This window comes from Micromonospora sp. TSRI0369, from assembly GCF_001905625.1.
In the GTDB taxonomy this organism is placed as follows: Bacteria; Actinomycetota; Actinomycetes; order Mycobacteriales; family Micromonosporaceae; genus Micromonospora; species Micromonospora echinospora_A.
Genome location: NZ_LIVU01000003.1, coordinates 270,041 through 288,816, shown reverse-complemented (window position 1 = coordinate 288,816; position 18,776 = coordinate 270,041). Strand labels below are relative to the sequence as shown.

General features: G+C 73.4%; 17 protein-coding genes. 13 read left to right on the top strand and 4 right to left on the bottom strand.

Annotated features, from left to right (window positions below):
• Positions 1 to 41: 41 nt before the first annotated feature.
• On the top strand, positions 42 to 1,046 hold the full coding sequence (locus tag AMK25_RS10170; RefSeq protein WP_073827922.1) for a nitronate monooxygenase: 1,005 nt from the start codon (positions 42 to 44) through the stop codon (positions 1,044 to 1,046).
• A gap of 153 nt (positions 1,047 to 1,199) precedes the next feature.
• Here the strand turns inward: AMK25_RS10170 and AMK25_RS10165 are convergent, their stop codons facing one another.
• Entirely contained in the window at positions 1,200 to 1,616 is a 417-nt protein-coding gene (locus AMK25_RS10165) for a YybH family protein (RefSeq protein WP_073827921.1), read from the bottom strand.
• Between the two features lie 190 nt (positions 1,617 to 1,806).
• On the opposite strand from AMK25_RS10165, the gene AMK25_RS10160 reads away from it, so the two are divergent.
• Entirely contained in the window at positions 1,807 to 2,475 is a 669-nt protein-coding gene (locus AMK25_RS10160; protein WP_073827920.1) for an NAD(P)H-dependent oxidoreductase, read from the top strand.
• A 51-nt stretch (positions 2,476 to 2,526) separates the two neighbouring features.
• Here AMK25_RS10160 and AMK25_RS10155 read toward each other — a convergent pair whose 3' ends face one another.
• Positions 2,527 to 3,204 (bottom strand): TetR/AcrR family transcriptional regulator C-terminal domain-containing protein, encoded by a 678-nt coding sequence (locus tag AMK25_RS10155; RefSeq protein ID WP_073827919.1) that lies wholly within the window; start codon positions 3,202 to 3,204, stop codon positions 2,527 to 2,529.
• A 127-nt stretch (positions 3,205 to 3,331) separates the two neighbouring features.
• Here AMK25_RS10155 and AMK25_RS10150 point away from each other — a divergent pair, with 127 nt between their 5' ends.
• Both AMK25_RS10150 and AMK25_RS10145 read left to right on the top strand, forming a co-directional pair.
• Positions 3,332 to 4,027: an NAD(P)-dependent oxidoreductase gene (locus AMK25_RS10150; RefSeq protein WP_073827918.1), complete on the top strand. Its 696-nt coding sequence runs from the start codon at positions 3,332 to 3,334 to the stop codon at positions 4,025 to 4,027.
• Between the two features lie 144 nt (positions 4,028 to 4,171).
• The gene (locus tag AMK25_RS10145) at positions 4,172 to 5,266 is read left to right on the top strand and encodes an IS701 family transposase (RefSeq protein WP_073827917.1); all 1,095 of its coding nucleotides are present in this window, start codon (positions 4,172 to 4,174) and stop codon (positions 5,264 to 5,266) included.
• A 46-nt stretch (positions 5,267 to 5,312) separates the two neighbouring features.
• On the opposite strand, the gene AMK25_RS10140 is transcribed toward AMK25_RS10145, so the two are convergent.
• Complete coding sequence (locus AMK25_RS10140; protein ID WP_073827916.1) at positions 5,313 to 6,317, bottom strand: 3-oxoacyl-ACP synthase III family protein; 1,005 nt, start codon at positions 6,315 to 6,317, stop codon at positions 5,313 to 5,315.
• 252 nt (positions 6,318 to 6,569) lie between these two features.
• Between AMK25_RS10140 and AMK25_RS10135 the strand changes: the two genes are divergently transcribed.
• From AMK25_RS10135 to AMK25_RS10120, 4 genes are read left to right on the top strand one after another with little or no spacing between them, the layout of a single operon-like run.
• Positions 6,570 to 7,523, top strand: a complete 954-nt coding sequence (locus AMK25_RS10135; RefSeq protein WP_073828616.1) for an amidohydrolase family protein — start codon at positions 6,570 to 6,572, stop codon at positions 7,521 to 7,523.
• A 4-nt stretch (positions 7,524 to 7,527) separates the two neighbouring features.
• On the top strand, positions 7,528 to 8,337 hold the full coding sequence (locus AMK25_RS10130; RefSeq protein ID WP_073827915.1) for an arylamine N-acetyltransferase family protein: 810 nt from the start codon (positions 7,528 to 7,530) through the stop codon (positions 8,335 to 8,337).
• A 3-nt stretch (positions 8,338 to 8,340) separates the two neighbouring features.
• On the top strand, positions 8,341 to 9,180 hold the full coding sequence (locus AMK25_RS10125; protein ID WP_073827914.1) for an arylamine N-acetyltransferase family protein: 840 nt from the start codon (positions 8,341 to 8,343) through the stop codon (positions 9,178 to 9,180).
• On the top strand, positions 9,177 to 10,226 hold the full coding sequence (locus AMK25_RS10120; protein ID WP_241826316.1) for an NADPH:quinone reductase: 1,050 nt from the start codon (positions 9,177 to 9,179) through the stop codon (positions 10,224 to 10,226). Before AMK25_RS10125 ends, AMK25_RS10120 begins: the two co-directional genes overlap by 4 nt.
• On the opposite strand, the gene AMK25_RS10115 is transcribed toward AMK25_RS10120, so the two are convergent.
• Positions 10,167 to 11,888: a helix-turn-helix domain-containing protein gene (locus AMK25_RS10115; protein WP_073827913.1), complete on the bottom strand. Its 1,722-nt coding sequence runs from the start codon at positions 11,886 to 11,888 to the stop codon at positions 10,167 to 10,169. The genes AMK25_RS10120 and AMK25_RS10115 overlap by 60 nt on opposite strands.
• 166 nt (positions 11,889 to 12,054) lie before the next feature.
• Here AMK25_RS10115 and AMK25_RS10110 point away from each other — a divergent pair, with 166 nt between their 5' ends.
• The 5 genes from AMK25_RS10110 to AMK25_RS10090 are packed head-to-tail and all read left to right on the top strand — an operon-like array spanning position 12,055 to position 18,774.
• Positions 12,055 to 12,597 (top strand): SRPBCC family protein, encoded by a 543-nt coding sequence (locus AMK25_RS10110; RefSeq protein ID WP_073827912.1) that lies wholly within the window; start codon positions 12,055 to 12,057, stop codon positions 12,595 to 12,597.
• Positions 12,598 to 12,606: 9 nt separating this feature from the next.
• On the top strand, positions 12,607 to 14,178 hold the full coding sequence (locus tag AMK25_RS10105) for a class I adenylate-forming enzyme family protein (RefSeq protein WP_073827911.1): 1,572 nt from the start codon (positions 12,607 to 12,609) through the stop codon (positions 14,176 to 14,178).
• A complete protein-coding gene (locus AMK25_RS10100) occupies positions 14,175 to 15,383 on the top strand; it encodes an FAD-dependent monooxygenase (protein ID WP_073827910.1) in 1,209 nt (402 codons plus the stop codon). Before AMK25_RS10105 ends, AMK25_RS10100 begins: the two co-directional genes overlap by 4 nt.
• Complete coding sequence (locus AMK25_RS10095) at positions 15,380 to 17,353, top strand: FAD/NAD(P)-binding protein (RefSeq protein ID WP_073827909.1); 1,974 nt, start codon at positions 15,380 to 15,382, stop codon at positions 17,351 to 17,353. Before AMK25_RS10100 ends, AMK25_RS10095 begins: the two co-directional genes overlap by 4 nt.
• On the top strand, positions 17,350 to 18,774 hold the full coding sequence (locus AMK25_RS10090) for a class-II fumarase/aspartase family protein (protein WP_073827908.1): 1,425 nt from the start codon (positions 17,350 to 17,352) through the stop codon (positions 18,772 to 18,774). The genes AMK25_RS10095 and AMK25_RS10090 overlap by 4 nt, the downstream gene beginning before the upstream one ends.
• The last annotated feature ends 2 nt before the right edge of the window (positions 18,775 to 18,776 follow it).

Below are 18,776 nucleotides of genomic sequence, written 5' to 3'. Positions count from 1 at the left end.
CCCGCACTCGCTGTCGTCCGGAACCGACGTAGGGTCACGCCATGCCCGAGCTGCTTCCTCCCCTCCTGGTCGCCCCGATGGCCGGAGGTCCGTCGAACCCGGCGCTGGTCACGGCCGCCGCCCGGGCCGGCTCGGTCGGCTTCCTCGCCGCCGGCTACCAGTCCCCCGAGGCCGTCGAACACGAGGTACGCGCCATGCGCGCGGCCGGCGTGCCGTACGGGCTCAACATCTTCGTGCCGACCCCGGCCGAGCCGGACCCGGCGCCGGTGGAGGCGTACCGCCGGTTGCTGCTGCCGGAGGCGCAGCGATACGGGGTGGACCTGCCGCCGCCGCGCCCGCACGACGACGACCACTTCGCCGCGAAGGTGGACGTGGCGGTGGCGTACGCGGTCCCGCTCGTGAGCTTCGCGTTCGGCGTACCGCCGACGGGTGTGGTGCGGGCGCTGCGCGACGCCGGATGCCACGTGCTGATCACCGTCACCTCGGCCGACGAGGGCCGCCGGGCGGTCGCCGCCGGCCCGGACGCGCTCGTCGCGCAGGCGGGCACGGCGGGCGGGCACGCGTCGACCACCGATCCGGCCGGCTACCGGCCGCGCGGCGAGGCGCAGGAGCTGCTCGCCGCCGTACGGGCGGTCACGGATCTGCCGGTCGTCGTGGCCGGCGGAACGTCGTCCGCCGAGGATGTCGCGCGGCTGCGCGCGGCCGGCGCGGCGGCGGTCCAGAGCGGCACCGCGTTCCTGCTCGCCGACGAGGCCGGCACCCGGCCGGCGCAACGCGCCGCGATGCTCTCCGGCGACTTCCGCCGGACCGTGGTCACCCGGGCGTTCACCGGTCATCCGGCGCGGGCCCTGCGCAACCGCTTCACCGACGCCTACTCCGAGGCGGCGCCGGTCGCCTACCCGGCGGTGCACCACCTGACCGCGCCGATCCGGGCCGCGGCGGCGCGCCAGGGCGACGCCGAGGCGCTGAACCTGTGGGCCGGGACCGGTTTCGCGTCCGCCGTGCCGGGGCCGGCCGCCGACATCGTGGCCCGGCTGACGGGCTGACCGTCCGGACCGGGCCCGCGGACGGCCGGGATGCCCTCGCGGGCGGGCCAGCCTGGCGCGGTCGCTCCCCTCGGCGGGCCGGCTCCACCTGGTCTGCCGAGGGGAGCCGGCCCGCCGGTCACCGGCGCCACTGCGGCCCGGCGTCGACAGTCGTCAGGGTGCGGTGGGCCCGGCGGTGCCCAGGCCGGCGGGGTTGCTGATGACGCAGCGCCAGGCGCCGTCCGCGCCGCGCCGGAGCACGTCGACGGCGGTGCCCTCGATCCGTAGCGGGGTGCCGTCCGGCCCGGTTCCCTCGTGGACGTAGTCGTTGATCACCAGAGCGATGTCGCCGGTGACGTACTGGTGGCGGACGGCGACCTTGATCGGCAGGAAGTGCTGCTCCTCCCGGCTGCGGGAACGCCTCTCGTCGCCGGTCAGGACCGTGCCGGGGGCGAGGATCAGCAGGGCGTCCGGCTCGTAGAGCCGCTCGAGCTGGTCGAGATCGCGGTTGTTGAACGCGCGCTCGAACAGGGGCAGGAGCGCGGCGGGGTCGGTGGGTGCGGCGGGCGTTTCCTCGGAAGCGTTCGACATGGGCGCAGCACACCCGGATCAGGACGGACCGGTCAACGGCGACGAGCCGGTTCTGTCAGGTCGCGGGCCCGGCGGACGCCGAGGTGACTAACTAAGATCCGCGCCGTTTGCCGTGCGGGTCGCGGCCGACAGGATGCCCGTAGATGGTCCATGCGATGCCCAGGCGCATCGACTCGTGAGGAGCGTTCCTGTGATCAAGGTGGCAATCATCTTCCACTCCCGCAGCGGGAATACCTACCAGATGGCCGTTGCCGCGGCGGCGGCGGCGGTGAAGGCCGGCGCGGAGGCGCAGCTCTACAAGGTGCCCGACCTGCCCAGTCCGATGGTGCTCGACCACAAGGCGTACGCCGAGCTCAACGCCGAGACCGCCGACGTTCCGGTGGCCACGCTCGCGGACCTGGTCGCGGCGGACGCCATCATGATCGGCACTCCGGTGCACTACGGGCTGCCCGCTCCGCAGATCCTCGACTTCATCGACCACTCCGGACCGGTCGCGATCCCGGGCGACCTGGCGAACAAGGTGGTGTCGGTGTTCGCGTCCGGCTCGATGCCGCACGCCGGTCAGCAGGCGGCCATCCTGGCGCTGCACAACTGCATCTGCCACTGGGGTTCGCTGATCGTCCCGAACGGCTCCAGCGTGGAGGTGCTCGGCCTGCCGAACAACGGCGCGCCGTACGGCACGTGCAGCGTCTCGCGGCACGAGGCGAACAACGTCCACGAGGACAACCTCGCCGCCCTCGAGTACCAGGCGCTGCGGCTGGTCGAGGTGGCCACCGCGTACAAGATCGGCCGCGAGCAGACCACGTCGGCGATCAAGTACGTGGACCGCCGGCTGCTGGCGGAGAAGTTCGGCCTCTGACTCCGCCACGAACCGGCCCGCCCGGCGCGGGCCGGTTCGGCGTGTCCGGGGTCAGGTGGCGCCGACTCCGGCGCGGGCGGTCAAACCGTCCAGCACGTACGCCAGCCCGAGCGTGAAGTTCGTGTCCCAGTCGTCGTCCAGCAGGTGCCGCTGCGCGGCCAGGGTGGGATAGCGGGAGCTGTGCCGCTCGAGCATCCGCTGGCCCTCCCGGCGTTCCTCCGCCGACCACCGCAGCGTTGCCTGGCTGGCCGCGGAGCCCTGGACGTGGCTGTAGAGCACCCAGCTCGCCGCGGTGACGTCCCGCGAGGCGAACCCGGCGCGGGTCAGGGTGGCCTGGAGGAACTCCATCCAGGACAGGAAGCCGGGGCCGACCGCGGGACGCCGGCGCATCACCGCCGACCACGGGTGCCGCAGCAGCGCGGCACGCCGCTCGCTCAGCAGCGTCGTGACGTCCGCCCGCCAGTCGTCGCCCGGCGGCGGTGGCGGCGTGGCGGCGAACACCGCGTCGACCGCGAGGTCGATCACGTCCTCCTTGGTGTCCACGTGCCAGTACAGCGTGGTGGTGCCGACGCCCAGGCGGTCGGCGAGGCGGCGCATGGTGAGCTGCCCGACGTCGTTCTCGTCCAGCAGCTCGACAGCGGCGGCGGTGATGCGTTCGAGGGTCAGCGGCGGATCGGGCCGCCCGGCGGACGTGGTCCGCAGCCACAGACTCCGGCTCCGCTCCGCCATCCCGTCACCGCCTTGCCCGAAATCTGCCTGTTCCGCCCGTGAGCGTAGTACATTGGACGGGCACTGGAACGTTGTTCGAGTGCTGGACCATCGTTCGACCCTCGCGCCGGCGAAGAGGTGAAGCCAGATGAAACTCGTGGTGTTCGGCGCGAACGGGCCCACCGGCCGGCTGGCCACGGAGATGGCAATGACCCGGGGCCACGTCGTCACGGCCGTGACCCGGCGTCCGGAGTCCTTCCCGCTGCGGGGCGAGAGCCTGCGGGTGGTGGGGGCGGACGTGCTGGACGCCGCGGCTGTCGATGCCGCCGTCGCCGGTCAGGACGCGGTGATCTCCACGCTGGGTGTGCCGTACACGAAGGAGACCGTGCGGGTCTACTCGCAGGGCGCCGCCAACATGATCGCCGCGATGCGGGTCCACGGCCTGCGCCGGCTGGTCTGCGTGACGTCGACCGGCACCAGCGGCGAGCACGCCGAGGGCGAGACGTTCACGTTCAAGAAGATCATCGCGCCGATCCTGCTGAAGATGGGACGCACCGTCTACGACGACATGGCGCGGATGGAGAAGGTGGTGGCGGACAGCGGTCTGGACTGGACCGTCGTCCGCCCGGCCGGCCTCTTCGACGGTGACGGCGTCACCGACTACCGGGCCGAGCCGCGCCGGCTCCCCGGCCGGTTCACCTCCCGTACCGACCTGGCCGACCTGCTCGTCCGGGAAGCGACCGAGGACCTCCACCTCGGTCAGTTCATCGACGTGGTCACCACCACCGGCGCGCCGACCTTCGCGCAGATGTTCATCCGGGAGGCGCTGCACATCGGCAAGTGAAGGCTGCCCGCCACGCGGGCCGCCCGGCGACCTGCGCCTCGGCCAACCACTGTGGCCCCGAGGGCGGTGCCGGCAGCACCTCGACCATCCTCGCCGCGGGTTCCAAGCTCGTTTGCATTCGCCGCCGCGCCGCGAGGAGGCAGGATGCTGCTGGACGAGGACCTGACGGATCTGTGTGACGACATTCTGGCCGGGCTGCCCCGCAGTGATCAGCGACGGCGCGGCCGGGAGTACGTCCGCGGGCTCCTGCTGGCCCGGGGACGCAAGTCGATCCGCAACATCGCCGCGATCTCCACGGAACCCGCCGCGGAGCAGGCGCTGCACCATTTCGTCAGCGACTCGACCTGGGACTGGATGCCGGTCCGGCGGGCGCTCGCCCGGCACGTCACCCGGCTCTGCGGGGCACGGACCTGGGTGCTGCACCCGACTCTGATCCGCAAGGCCGGAACGCACTCGGTAGGTGTCGGCCGCCGGTACTCGCCGGGCCTGGGACAGTCCCTGAACGCGCAGCACGCGGTGGGTCTCTGGGCGGCCTCGGCGAACGTCGTCACCCCGGTCAACTGGCGGCTGCACCTCAACGAGGACTGGTTGTCCGACGAGAAGCGCCGGCGCCGCGCGGCCATCCCGGACGACGCGGTCACCCAGTCGCTCGGGGCCTGCACGGTCGAGACGTACCTGGAACTGGGGGCGCCGGCCGGTGAGCTGGTCGTGGTGGACGCGCGGGAGATGGACGTCGAGGCGGTGGTCCGCCGGCTGCGGGCCGCCGGAGCGCCGGTGCTGATCCGGGTACCCGCCGGTCTGCGGCTGGTCCCGGCCGCCGGTACGGCCGCCGAGCCGGCCGGTGACCTGGCGGCGACCGCGCGGCACCAGCGACGGCCGGTCTTCGGACTCACGGCGAGCCCGCCGGTGCTGGCCGGCACCGTAGCGGTGCGGCTGCCAAGCACCCGCAGCCACGATCCCCTGCTGCTGGTGGAGTTGAGCGCGCCGGGCCGCCGCGAGCCCGGCCAGTTGTGGCTGACCAGCCGCGGCGACATCGGCCTCGCCGACATGGTCCGCCGGACGGCGCTCGTCCGCCGGGTCACCGACGACCTGGAGGCCACCGGTGACCAGGTGGGTCTGCGCGACTTCACCGGCCGCTCATATCGGGGCTGGCACCGCCATGTGACGCTGGCGTCGGCGGCGCACACAGTGCTCGCGATGCACAGCCGGCCGGAGCCGGCACTGCGACGCACCTCCTGACGCGGGCGGGTGCCGGTGACCGTGGGCCACCGGCGCCCGCCCCGGCTCAGACGGCCTGGAGCAGTGTCATCCCCATCGACATCCCGCCACCGAAGGCGGTGAGCAGCACGAGGTCGCCGGGACGGACCCGGCCGGAGCGGCACAGCTGGTCGTACGTGATCGGCACCGCGGCGGCACCGGTGTTGCCGTAGGCGGCGTAGGTGCTGGCGACGCGGTCGAAAGGCAGCCCGAGTCGCTCCGCCATCGAGGCGAGGATCCGTCCGTTGGCCTGGTGCGGCACCAGATGCCCGAGCCGGTGCGGCGCTACGCCGTGCTCGGCCAGGAACTCCGCGATGCCGGAGACCACGTGCGTGTCGATGAATTCGCGTACTCCCCGGCCGTCCATCCGGAAGTGGTGCGAGCCGTCGCGGAGCGTCTGCTCCGAGGCCGGCAGGCGGCTGCCACCGGCCGCCACTCCGATCAGCCCGCGCGCCTCGGCGAAGCTGAGCAGCCGGGTGGCCACGACCCGGTGCGCGCCACCGACCCCGATGACCGCGGCGCCCGCGCCGTCGCCGAAGAGCACCACGGTACGGCGGTCCTGCGGCGACAGGATGCGCGAGTAGACGTCCGCGCCGATCACCAGCGCCGGGCGGTCCCCCGCTGCCGTCACCAGCCGCTCGGCCACCGCGAGCCCGTAGCTGAAGCCGCTGCACACCGCGTTGACGTCGAACGCGGCGGTGCCCCGGCCGGCGCCGATCTCGTGGGCGACGACGCTGGCCGTGGGCGGTTGCGGCGAGTCCGGCGTCGAGGTGGCCACCACGACGAGCGCCAGGTCCGCCGCGTCGACGCCGGCGTCCGCGAGCGCGACGCGCGCCGCGCCGATCGCCAGGTCGGAGGTCGCCTCGTCGGGCTTGGCCCACCGCCGCTGCCGGATCGCGGTCTTCTCGAACACCCAGTCGCCGGTCACCCCGGCGTGCTCGGCCGCCTCGTCGTTCGTCACCACCCGGCCGGGCAGGTAGGAGCCGGTGCCGAGCACACCGATCGGCCGGTCGCCACGCGAATAAGTAAGCATGCGCCAGGTCCATTTCTTCACCAGCCGTCGATCGCGGAATTGCGATAAGGACGGGCACCGACTTCGCGGCGAATAGTGTCGACGGTCCACCAGACCAGACCTGCGGTCAATGTATGGCAACCGAACCGGGCAGGGCAACCGCCGGAACCGACGTGACATATTAGCGCCGACCGCCTTGGCCAGGCGCGCTCCGATCACCACGATGCGGATGTGGACGCCAAACCCGTATTCGGTCCGGCCGGGTCACCGTGGATGGATGCCATCGACGTGCACCATCACATTATTCCCGATTTCTATGCCGCCGAGCTTCGCGAATTGGGCGGTTCCACGGTCCTTTCCGGAGTCGACCGTCCCACCTGGAGCCGGTCGGGCAGCATCGCCATGATGGATCGGCAGGGAATACGCGCCGCGATCGTCAGCCTGTGGCCGGGCGTACCCTCGCTGGACCGCGCCCGGGGCCGCGCTCTCGCGCGGCGGCTGAACGAGTACCTGGCCGAGTTCGTGGCGGCCGGCGACGGCCGCTTCGGCGCGTTCGCGGTGCTGCCCTTCCCCCACCTCGACGACTGCGTGGCGGAGTTCGTCCACGCGATCGACGTGCTCGGTCTCGACGGGCTCGGGCTGCTCACCAACTACGACGGGCTCTACGTCGGCGACCGCCGGCTCGATCCGCTGCTGGCCGAGGCCGAGCGGCGGCGCACGCCCATCTTCGTGCACCCGGCGGTGCCGCCGGCCGCCGGCCAGCCCAGCTTCGGGCTGCCGCTGTCGCTGTACGAGTTCCCGTTCGAGACGGTGCGGCTGGTGGCGCAGCTGCTCTACAACGGGACGTTGGAGCGGTTCCCCGAGCTGCGGATCATCCTGCCGCACGGCGGCGGCGGGGTCAGCTACTACGCCGACCGGCTCACCTACGGCCCGGTCATCAACGGCGACCTCGCCGACCGCCTGCCGGACGATCCCCTCGCCGTGCTCCGCCGCCTCTACTTCGACGTGGCGATGTGCGGCCGGCACGCGCTCGCCTCACTGCGGCTCTTCGCCGACCCGGAACGGGTCCTGGTCGGCTCCGACTACCCCTTCATGCCCGAGTCCTTAGGCGCCTCGATCGGTGCGGGAGTGGCGCGCCACGCGGACCTCGATCCGGCGTGGTGGGCCGCGGTCAACCGGTCCAACGCGGCGAAGCTGTTCGCTCGTTTCCCCTCGACAGGAGAGTGACCACATGCTCGACGACACGCTTGTCGACGCGTACCTGAACCGCATCGGTGTGGCCCGGCCGGAGCGGCTCGACGCCGAGGCGCTGCGGCTGCTGCACGCGCAGCACGAGCTGACGGTGCCGTTCGAGACCATCGACTACCACCTCGGCAAGGAGATCTTCATCGACGAGCGGGTGGTCGAGAAGATCGTGTACCAGAACCGGGGCGGTGGCTGCGGTGAGATCAACAACGCGTTCCACTACCTGCTGGAGTCGCTGGGCTTCGACGTCACGCTGCACCAGGGCCGGGTCTGGCTCGGGCATGCGTTCACGCCGCCGTACAACCACTCGGTGACCACCGTGCGCATCGACGGGGACCGGTGGCTGAGCGACGTCGGCCTGGGCCGCAGCAGCCGCTACCCGCTGCTGCTGGAGTCGCCGCAGGCGCAGGACGACCCGCACGGCACCTTCTCCACCAAGCGGGTCGCCGACAACGCCACCGACGTCTTCCGGGCCGACGCGCTGCAGTACCGCTTCTACGACGAGCCGGTCGTGGCCGCCGACGGCATGCAGGTCCTGTGGTGGTACCGCACCTCACCGGACTCGCCGTTCCTGCAGAACCTGTCCTGCACGCTGCCGACCGAGAACGGGCGCATCATCCTGCGGGAGAACAAGCTCGTCGTCATCGACGGCGACGAGCGGCGCATCGAACGGCTCACCAACGACGACGACCTGCTGGCGGCGTACGACAAGTACTTCGGCATCAAGCTGGACGCGCCGCCGAAGCCGAGTCCGCACGTCAAGAAGTCGATGCGCATGTCGTACGAGCGGGACTGAGCCGTGCTGACCGACGAGCAGGTGCAGGGCTACCTGGACCGGATCGGCGCCGCGCGCCCCGAGCGACCGGACCTGGCGGCGCTGCGCGACCTGCAGGAACGCCACACCTTCACGGTGCCGTTCGAGAACCTGGACTACCACCTGGGCCACGAGATCTACATGGACGAGCGGGTGCTGGACAAGGTGGTCCGCCAGCGCCGCGGCGGCGGCTGCTTCGAGATCAACACCTCGCTGTTCTTCCTGCTGCGGGCGCTGGGTTTCGCGGTGACCCTGCACCAGGGGCGCGTCTGGCTCTCCGGGCGGTTCAACGGGCCGCACAATCATCTGATGCTCACGGTGGACCTTCCCGAGACCGGCTCCCGCTGGCTGGTCGACGTCGGCTTCGGCAAGAACAGCCGTTTCCCGTTCCGGCTGGACGCCGCCGAGCCGTACGTGGACCCGCACGGCCGGTTCACCACCGAGCGGGTCGAGCCCGGGGCCGTCGACGTGTACCGCAACGGCGCGTTGCAGTACCGGTTCTACGACGGGCCGGCCGACCTGTCCGACTTCCGGCAGAACCTGTGGTGGTACCGCACCTGCCCGGACTCGCCGTTCCTGCGGAACATGTTCTGCACGCTGCCCACCGCCGACGGGCGGGTCACCCTGCAGGGCGACGTGCTCACCGTCATCGCCGGCGACCGCCGGAGGGTCGAGACGCTGACCGACGACGACGCCCTGCTGGAGGCGTACCGGCGGTGGTTCGGGATCGTCCTGGACAAGCCGCCGACACCGAGCCCGTACGCGGACCAGTCCTCGCGCATGGCGTTCTTCCAGAGCGACGACGGCGGGCCGGCCCGCCGATGACGACAGTGCGGGCCGCCTACGTCGACCGGCTGGGCCCGGCCGCCGGGATCCGGTACGGCGAGTTGCCCGCGCCCCGGCCCGGCCCCACCGACGTGCTCGTCGACACGCTCGCCACCACCGTCAACCACGTGGACACGTTCGTGCGCGCCGGCACGTACCGTACGCCGGTCCCGCTGCCGTTCGTGGTGGGCCGGGACGTGGTCGGCGTCGTCGCGCACGCCGGTGACGGCGTCGCCGGCTTCCGCCCCGGTGACCGGGTCTGGTGCAACAGCCTGGGCCACGGCGGGCGTCAGGGCGCGGCCGCCGAGCAGGTGGTGGTTCCCGCGGACCGGCTGTACCCGCTGCCCGCGGCGGCCTCGGCGGAGGCGGTCACCGTCCTGCATCCGGCCGCCACCGCCTACCTGGCGCTGGCGGTGCACGGCCGCCTGCGACCCGGTGAGACGGTGGTGGTGGGCGGTGGCGGCGGCAACGTCGGCTCCGCGTTGATCACGACGGCGACGGCGCTCGGCGGGCGCGTGGTCGCCACCGCCGCGCCCCCGGACGAGGCGTTCTGCCGGGCCGCCGGCGCGGTCGAGGTGGTCGACTACGCCGCGCCCGACCTCGGTGACCGGCTCGCCGCGTCGTGCCCGGAGGGCGTCCACGTCTACCTGGACACCTCCGGGACCAACGACCTGGACCTGGCGGTCGGGCAACTCGCCGTGCGAGGGCGGATCGTGCTGCTCGCGGGGGCGCGGACCCGGCCGGCGCTGCCCGCCGGCGAGCTGTACACGAACGACAGGTCGATAGTCGGTTTCGTCATCTCGCTGGCCACGACCGCGGAGCTGGCGGAGGCGGCCGGCTTCATCAACCGGCTGCTCGCGGCCGGCCGGCTGCGCCCGCGCGAGGTGGTGCGACTGCCGCTGTCCGCCATGCGGGAGGCGCACCGGATGGTGGAGGACGGCGAGATGCGCGGGCGGCGGGCCCTTGTCGTCCCGGACGGCGCGGCGTCACAGCTCGGTGAGCAGGCGGTGCAGGTGGAGCGCGAGCTGGATCTCCAGCGCCCGTGACGGGAGTTGCCAGGTCGGGCCGAGCAGGCGCTTCACCCGGTCCAGCCGCCGGGTGACGGTGTTCGGGTGCATGTGCAGCAGCTCCGCCGCATTGGTCGGGCTGCGGCCGGCCTCGAAGTACGCGTCGAGCGTGCGGGCGAGGTCGCCGTCGCGGTGCCTGTCGTAGTCGAGCACCGGCTGGAGGGTGGCGTCGATGAACTGGTCGATGCCCTCCCGGCCGGCCAGCAGCATCGGCAGGAAACCCAGCTCCCGTACCGACACGCCACGACCGGCCAGCTCCATCATGATCATCACGTCGAGGCAGCGCAGCGCCTGCCGGTAACGCACGGCCACCCGCTCCGGCCCGGAACCGCTGTCGGACGCCGCGGCCGTCACCGGCCTGCCGAACAGCGCACCCGACTCCTCCGCGGCCGTCCGGGCGATCTCGGCCGGGTCGGCCTCACCCGGCAGCAGCAGCACGATGTCGTCGTCGTGCAGCGCGGAGAGACCGTCACCACGGGCGGCGAACGCCGCGCTCCACATCGACGCCCAGTGCGGGCTGACCCCGTCCGGCCGCAGCACCACCACGACGTACGGCCGGTCCAGGCGCACGCCGAGGCGCCGGGCCCGCTCGACCAGCGTGGCCGGCGGCTGCGGCGTGGTGATCAGCTCGTTGAGCAGGGCACGGCGGGCCTGGCTCTCCCGGCTGTCGTCGAGCTGCCGCAGGATCACCGCCGCTGCCTGGGCGATCAGGAGCAGGAGCTGCCCGTCCGGATCGGCGAGCGGGCTGTCCATCTCCAGCAGCAGGTCTCCCATCCGCCGGTCGCCGGCCAGCACCGGGACGACCAGGCGGCGGCCGTCCGGCGCGCCCGGCTCCGGTCCGGCGGCGCCGGCGGCAGGCCGGCTCGCGGCGACCACGAGACCGTCGTCGGTGCACAGCCGCACCGACGCGCCGAGGCGCCGGTCGGCCTCCACGACGAAGGCCCGCGCGTCGCCGCGGGCCACGGCCAGGTCGATGAAGCCGTAGTGCGCCGAGCGCAGCGTCCGCAGCCGGTCCAGGTCGGCGGCGGTACGGGCGGACTGCTGCTCCAGCCCGTAGAGCCGGGCGATCGCGACGTCGAGCAGTTGCGTCTTCTCCATCGCCGCGCCGGCGAGCCGGGCGAACGAGGTCAACTGGACGCGCTCAGCAGCGGTGACCGTCCGGGGGCGACTGTCGGCGAGATACAGCGCGGCGACGGTTCGGCGGGGAGCGTATCCGCGCAGGTGGCCCAGACGCACCGCGACCACCGCGTGCAGCGGCCGGTCGTCGCCCGGCCCGGACACCGGCCCGCCGTCGTGCGGCGGCCCGGACACCGGCGCGGCGGCCGGCCCGGTTTCCGCGTTCCCGCACCACAGCGGCGACCCGTCCAGCAGGGCCGCGCCGGAGGGATGGTGACCGGGCAGGGCCGGCGGGCCGCCCTCGTCGGGGCCGTCCACCGCCCGTACCGTGATCGTGGGTCCGTCCTCGGACACGACGGCGACGAAGGCGGCCGGCGCGTCGAGCAGCCGCCGGCCCTGACGGGCGATGTCCCGCAGCAGGCCGCTCTCGTCGTGCGGCACCGCGGGGTCGTCCACCGGCTCGGCGACCGCTCCGGGCGCGGCGTCGTCGGCGGAGCCGGCCGGTAACGGCGCGTCCCCGGGCACGGCGGCGCCTTGTTCCCTGCTCCCCCGCATGACTCTTCCCGTGTCCGTAGTCGCGTCGCAGATCTGCGCCGGATTATAGGCGTCCCGGCGGTCGACGACGTCGAACCTGATGAATCAGAGTCGAACACTTTGACCCTTCGGGAAGCCGATAACGACGATTCTCCGCATGGCCGAAACCGAGACCACCACGCCACTGTTCGAATCGCAGGCGGAAATCGTCGTCGACGCCACTCCGGACGAGGTCTACGCGCTCGTCAGTGACCTTCCACGGTGCCGGGAGTGGAGCACCGAGTGCACCGGAGGCGAGTGGATCAGCGGCCGTCCCGGCACCGCCGGGGCGGTGTTCCGCGGCCACAACGTGCGTGGCGAGGACGTCGTCGCCTGGGCGCCGGTCGTCCGCGGCGTCTGGACCACGGAGTCGCAGGTGCACACCGCGATCCCCGGCGTCGAGTTCAGCTGGGCGATGCGGGACAGCAGGGGAAACGCCCAGAGCAGCGTCTGGGCCTTCCGGATGAGCCCGGAGGGCGCCGGCTGCCGGCTGACGCACCACTTCCGGATGGACCAGCCCACCGAGGGCATTCGCAAGATCACCCAAGACATGGACGACGACGAGCGCCGGCGCTTCGTCACCGAATGGGGCGCAAAGGTCGGTGCCGATCTACACGAGACGCTGCGCCGCCTCAAGTCGATCATCGAGACCGAACGGTAGGAGCCGGACATGTTGCTGCAGACGATCGCCAATCGCGGCATCCGACTGGGCACACTCTTCGACCGGGCCACGGCCCGGCACCCGGACAACAGCATCACCCTCGACCACGACCTCGACGTGGCGCCGGAACTCGGCCGGCGGCTCACCGTCGGCGCGGTCGCCGGCCTGGTCGCCGACCTGGCCGCCCGCCTGCACGCCGCCGGCGTGCGGCCGGGCGACCGCGTGGTGGTCTACAAGTCGCACAACTTCGACATCACGCTGAGCGCGTGCGCGCTGGCCCGGATCGGGGCCGTGCCGGTGCTGCTCTCCCCCCACCTCGACGCCACCACTGTGGTCCACCTGATCCGCCGGGTCGGCCGGCCGTACCTGCTGACCGACCGCGCCACCCTCGACGCCGGACTGTCCGACACCGTGTTCCCCACGGTCGCCGGGGTGCTGCTCGCCTCCGGTGACCATCCGTCGGCCACGTCGCTGCGCGCCCTGACCGGTGTGCCGAACGTCCCGCCGATCCTCATGTCGCCCGACCACCCCACCCTGGTCACCCACACCTCCGGCACCACCGGGCTGCCGAAGCTGGCCGTGCACACCGGACGGACGCTGCAGGCGCGCTACCGCCCGCAGGCGTCGGTCGCCGCGCTGGTGCGGCGCCGCTGCCCCGTCGCCATCCACGTCTCGTTCGTGCACTCGCGGCTGTTCACCGCGCTGGCGATCACGATGTTGCGGGGCTTCCCGCTGCTGGTGCTCGCCGACAACGACCCGGACCAGGCCACCGACCTGTTCCTGACCCACCGTCCGGGCGTGCTGGAGACCCACCCCAACTCGTTCCTGCGGTGGGAGCGGCTGGCCGACGACCCGCGCGCGCCGCTGGCCACAGTGCGCTACTTCAGCAGCACCTTCGACGCCATCCACCCGCGTACGGTCCGGCGCATGCTGGGGGCCTCCGCGCATCCCAAGCCGGTGTTCGGCCAGCTCTACGGGCAGAGCGAGGTCGGCCCGGTCGCGGCCCGCGCGTTCACCCGCCGCCGGCCGGAGGACGCCGACGGGCGCTGCGTCGGCATGCCGTTCCCCGGCATGACCGACATCCGGGTGGTCAGCCGCAACGGACGTCCACCCACCCGCGACAACCCCGGCTACATCGAGGTACGCACCGACGGGCGCATCGTCACCTACCTCGGCGAGCAACAGCGGTACGAGGGCCAGCGCCACGGATCGTGGTGGCGGATGGGCGACCTGGGCTACCGCACCCGGCTGGGCTGTCTGCACCTGCTCGACCGCGAGGTCGACGAGATCGACGGGTTCGGCAGCACGCTGGCGGTCGAGGACACCCTCTTCACCCGGCTGGACGAACTCGTCGAGGTGATCATCCTGCCCGCGCCGGACGGGCCGCCCGTGCCGGTGATCTGCACCAGCGAGGACCTGCCGATCGACGCCGACCGCTGGGCCGGCGCGGTCGCCACGCTGCCCCCGATGGCCCGCCCGGTGCAGCGGCGCCTGGCGGATCTCCCGCAGACCGCCACCACCAAGATCAAACGGTTGGAGCTGGCCAAGCAGCTGCTCGACCGGGACAGCACGGCCGGATGAGCACCCGGACGCCCGTACGGGTGGTCGTGGCCGGGGGCGGCATCGGCGGGCTCGCCACGGCCCTGGCGGTGGCGGCGCACGGGCATCATGTGACGGTCCTGGAACGCCAGCCCGAGTTCACCGAGCTGGGCGCGGGCATCCAGCTGGCCCCCAACGGCCTGTACGCGCTGGACGCGCTCGGCGTGGGACCGGAGGTCCGGGCGACGGCGGTCGCCATGGCGGAGCTGCGGTTCATGGACGGCGTGACCGGCACGCACGTGACCAGCCTGCCGTTGACCGAGCGGTACCAGCGCCGGTTCGGCAGCCCGTACGTGGTGGTGCACCGCGCCGAGTTGCACCGCCGGCTGCTCGACGCCGCCCGGCGGCTGCCCCGGATCACGCTGCGCCCGGCCGCCTCGGTGGCCGGATACCACCAGAGCGCCGCCGAAGCCGCCGTGCACCTGGACTCCGGCGAACGGATCCCCGCCGACATGGTGATCGGCGCCGACGGCATCCACTCCCGCATCCGCCGCCAGCTCGTCGACGACGGCGAGCCGCGCAACTCCGGCATCACCGCGTACCGCGCCATCGTCCCGATGTCCCAGGTGCCCGCCCGGGTACGCCGGGACGCGGTCACCTGGTGGGCCGGACCGGACTGCCACTTCGTGCACTACCCGATCAGCGGCGGGGCGTACCTGAACATGGCCGCCAGTCACGCCGACGGCGCGCCCACACTGTTCGCCGGCCGGCCCACCGACGGCGCCCTGGTCCGGGCCGCGATGTCGCGCCTCGGCGCGGTCGACGACCTGTTGCGCCTCACCGACGAGTGGCGGGCCTGGGTGCTCGTCGACCGGGCGCCCGTCGACGACTGGGCCGACGGCCGGGTCGCCCTGCTCGGTGACGCCGCGCACCCCATGCTGCACTACGCCGCGCAGGGGGCCTGCCAGGCCCTGGAGGACGCGGTGGTGCTCGGCGACCTGCTCGGCGACGGCGCGCAGCCGGTGGCCGAGGTGCTCCGCCGCTACGTCGCTCAACGGCGGGAGCGGACCGCCGCGGTGCAGGCCGTCTCCCGGGACAGCATCCGGCTCTGGCACGCCGCCGGGGACGCGGCGACGGCCCGCAACCGGGCGCTGGCCGCCATGACGCCGGAGGAGCTGCACACGGCGGTGGCCTGGATGCACGCCGCCCGGGTGCGCGGCGAGCGCCCGAGCGAGGCCGTGCGATGACAGGCCCGCGACATCTGCGGATCTGCATCGTCGGCGCGGGTCCGCGCGGGCTGTCCGTCCTGGAGCGGCTCTGCGCCCAGGAACGGCACGAGCGGACCTGCGCCAGCCTGACCGTGCACGTGGTGGATCCCGCCGCGCCCGGGGCCGGCGCGGTGTGGCGCACCGACCAGTCCCGGCTGCTGCTGACGAACACCGTCGCCTCGCAGATCACCGTCTACACCGACCCGAGCTGCCGGCTGGCCGGGCCGATCGACCCCGGGCCCAGCCTCTACGAGTGGGCCAGGAGCGTGGCGTCGGTGGGCCCGCTGGGCGCGTTGGACCGCGACGTGCTCGACGAGGCGCGCGCGCTCGGCCCCGACGACTATCCGACCCGGGCGTTCTACGGCCACTATCTACGGGCCAGCTTCCGCCGGATCGTGCGCCGCGCGCCGCCGCACGTCTCGATCCGGTGTCACCGCTCCCGCGCGGTGGCCAGCGCCGACACGTCGGGCGTACCGGGCGGTCCGCAGGGCGTACGGCTTGCCGACGGCACCCGTCTGCACCACCTGGACGCGGTGGTGCTGGCCCTGGGTCACGCCGCCGCCCGGCTGGATCCGCGGCAGGCACGCACGGCGAGCCTGTCCCGGGTCCACGGACTCACCTACCTGCCCCAGGCCAACCCCGCCGACGTCGACCTCAGCCACATCCCGCCGGGCGCCCCCGTGCTGCTGCGCGGGCTGGGCCTCACGTTCTTCGACCACCTGATCCTGCTCACCGTCGGCCGGGGCGGCAGCTTCACCGAGGAGGGCGGGCGGCTGCGGTACCGGCCGAGCGGCGCCGAACCGAGGTTGTCCGCCAGCTCCCGCCGGGGCATCCCGGCGCATGCCCGGGGCGACAACCAGAAGGGTGTGACCGGCCGGCACCTGCCTCGGCTGCTGACCGCGCAGGCCGTGGCGCGGCTGCGCGCCCGCCGCGCCCGCGGCGAGTCGATCCGGTTCCGCCGCGACGTGTGGCCGCTGATCGCCGCCGAGGTGGAGAGCGTCTACTACGCGACGCTGCTGCGCCGCACCGGGCACGCCGACCGGGCCGAGACCTTCACGGTGCGCTACCTCGCGACGCCGGCCGAGCGTCGGCCGGCGCTGCTCGACGAGTACCGGATACCGCCGGCGCGGCGCTGGGACTGGGACCGGCTGGCCCGCCCGTACCGCGGCCGCGAGTTCCGCGACCGGGACGACTTCCGGGACTGGCTGCTGGACCACCTGGCCCGGGACGTGGCGCACGCGCGGGCCGGCAACGTCGACGGGCCGCTCAAGGCCGCGCTGGACGTCCTGCGCGACCTGCGCAACGAGATCCGCCTGGCGGTCGACCACGGCGGGATCGACGGCGACTCGTACCGCGACGAGCTGACCGGCTGGTTCACCCCGTTCAACGCCTTCCTCTCGATCGGACCGCCGGCCCGGCGCGTCGAGGAGACGATCGCACTGATCGAGGCGGGTGTGCTGGAGCTGACCGGGCCGGACACCCAGATCGTCATCGACACCGAGACACCCGCGTTCGAGGCGACGTCCCGGACGGTGCCCGGTCCCCCGGTCCGCGCGGGCGTCCTCATCGAGGCGCGGCTGCCGGAGCCCGACCTGCGCGGCACCGCCGATCCGTTGCTGCGCCACATGCTCGACACCGAACAGTGCCGGCCGTACCGGATCCCCTACGACGGCGGTACGTACGAGACAGGAGGACTCGCCGTGACCGAACGTCCCTACCGGGTCGTCGACGCCCAGGATCAGCCGCACCCCCGCCGGTTCGCGTTCGGTGTGCCCACCGAGTCGGTGCACTGGGTCACGGCGGCCGGCATCCGGCCGGGCAGCGACTCGGTGATCCTGGCCGACGCCGACGCGATCGCCGCCGAGGTGCGCTCGCTCGCGCCGGCCGGACGTGCCGTGGCCGACCGCGCGGCCTCCGGGCCGGCCCGCTTCCCGGGGGTGATCGTGTGATCGACACCCTGGACGTGGCCGTGGACAGCGGCCTGCTCTCACCGGTGCGCGCCGGCACGAGCATCGAGCCGGTGGTCGGCGACCGGGCCTGGTTGCAGGCCATGCTGGACGCCGAGGCGGCGCTGGCCCGGGCCCAGGCGCGGCTGGGCACGCTGCCCGCCCAGGCCGCCGCGGTGATCACCCGGACCGCCCGGGCCGAGCTGTTCGACCTGCGGGACGTCGCGTTGGCGTCCCGGGACACCGCGAACCCGGTGGTGGCGCTCGTCGCCCAGCTGACCCGGGCCGTCGCCGAACTCGACCCGGCCTCCGCCGAGTACGTCCACCGCGGCTCCACCAGTCAGGACATCCTGGACACCGCGGCGATGACCGTCTCGCACCGGGCGCTCACCGTCATCGACGACCACCTCGCCGCCGCCGTCGACGCGCTCGCCGGACTGGCGCTGGCCCACCGGGACGTGCCGATGGCCGGACGTACGCTGGCCCTGCACGCCGCCCCCACCACGTTCGGGCTGAAGGCGGCGGGCTGGCACCAACTGCTCTGCGACGCCCGGGTGCGGCTGTGGCGGGTACGCGACCAGGGCCTGCCGGTGTCGCTCGGCGGCGCGGCCGGCACGCTGGCCGGCTATCTGGAGTACGCGGCAATGGACGGTGCGGCCGAGCCCGACCCCGGCTACGTGGACCGCCTCGTGGCGGCGTTCGCCGAGGAGACCGGCCTGAGCCGGCCGACGCTGCCCTGGCACACCCTGCGTACGCCGCTGGCGGACCTCGCCGCGGTGCTCGCGTTCGTGACGGGCGCCCTCGGCAAGATCGCCGTGGACGTGCTCTCGCTGGCGCGCAGCGAGGTGGGCGAGGTGGCGGAGCCGGCGGCCAGCGGGCGCGGCGCCTCCTCCGCGATGCCGCACAAGCGGAACCCGGTCTTCGCCACGCTCATCCGCAGCGCCGCGCTCCAGGTGCCGCCGCTGGCGGCCGGGCTCACCCAGGCGCTGCTCAGCGAGGACGAGCGGTCCGCCGGCGTGTGGCACGCCGAGTGGCTGCTGCTGCGCGAATGCCTGCGGCTCACCGGCGGCGCCGCGGAGGCGGCCGTGACGCTGACGCGGGGGCTCGTGGTGCGCCCGGAGCGGATGGCGGCCAACCTGGCGCTGACGCGGGGCCAGCTCACCTCGGAACGGATCGCCGCCCGGCTCACCCCCGTCGTCGGCCGGGACCGGATCAAGGAGGTGCTGACCCGGGCCGCCGCGGAGGCGGACGCGACCGATCGCGCCCTGTCCGACGTCCTGGCGGAGACGCCGGAGCTGCGCGGCCGCTACACCGCCGAGGAACTGGCCCGGATCGGTGACCCGGCCGGCTACCTCGGCGCGGCGGGCACGCTGGTGGACGGCGCGGTCGTGGCCCGGGTGGCACCGGAGCCGGCCCGGCGCTGACC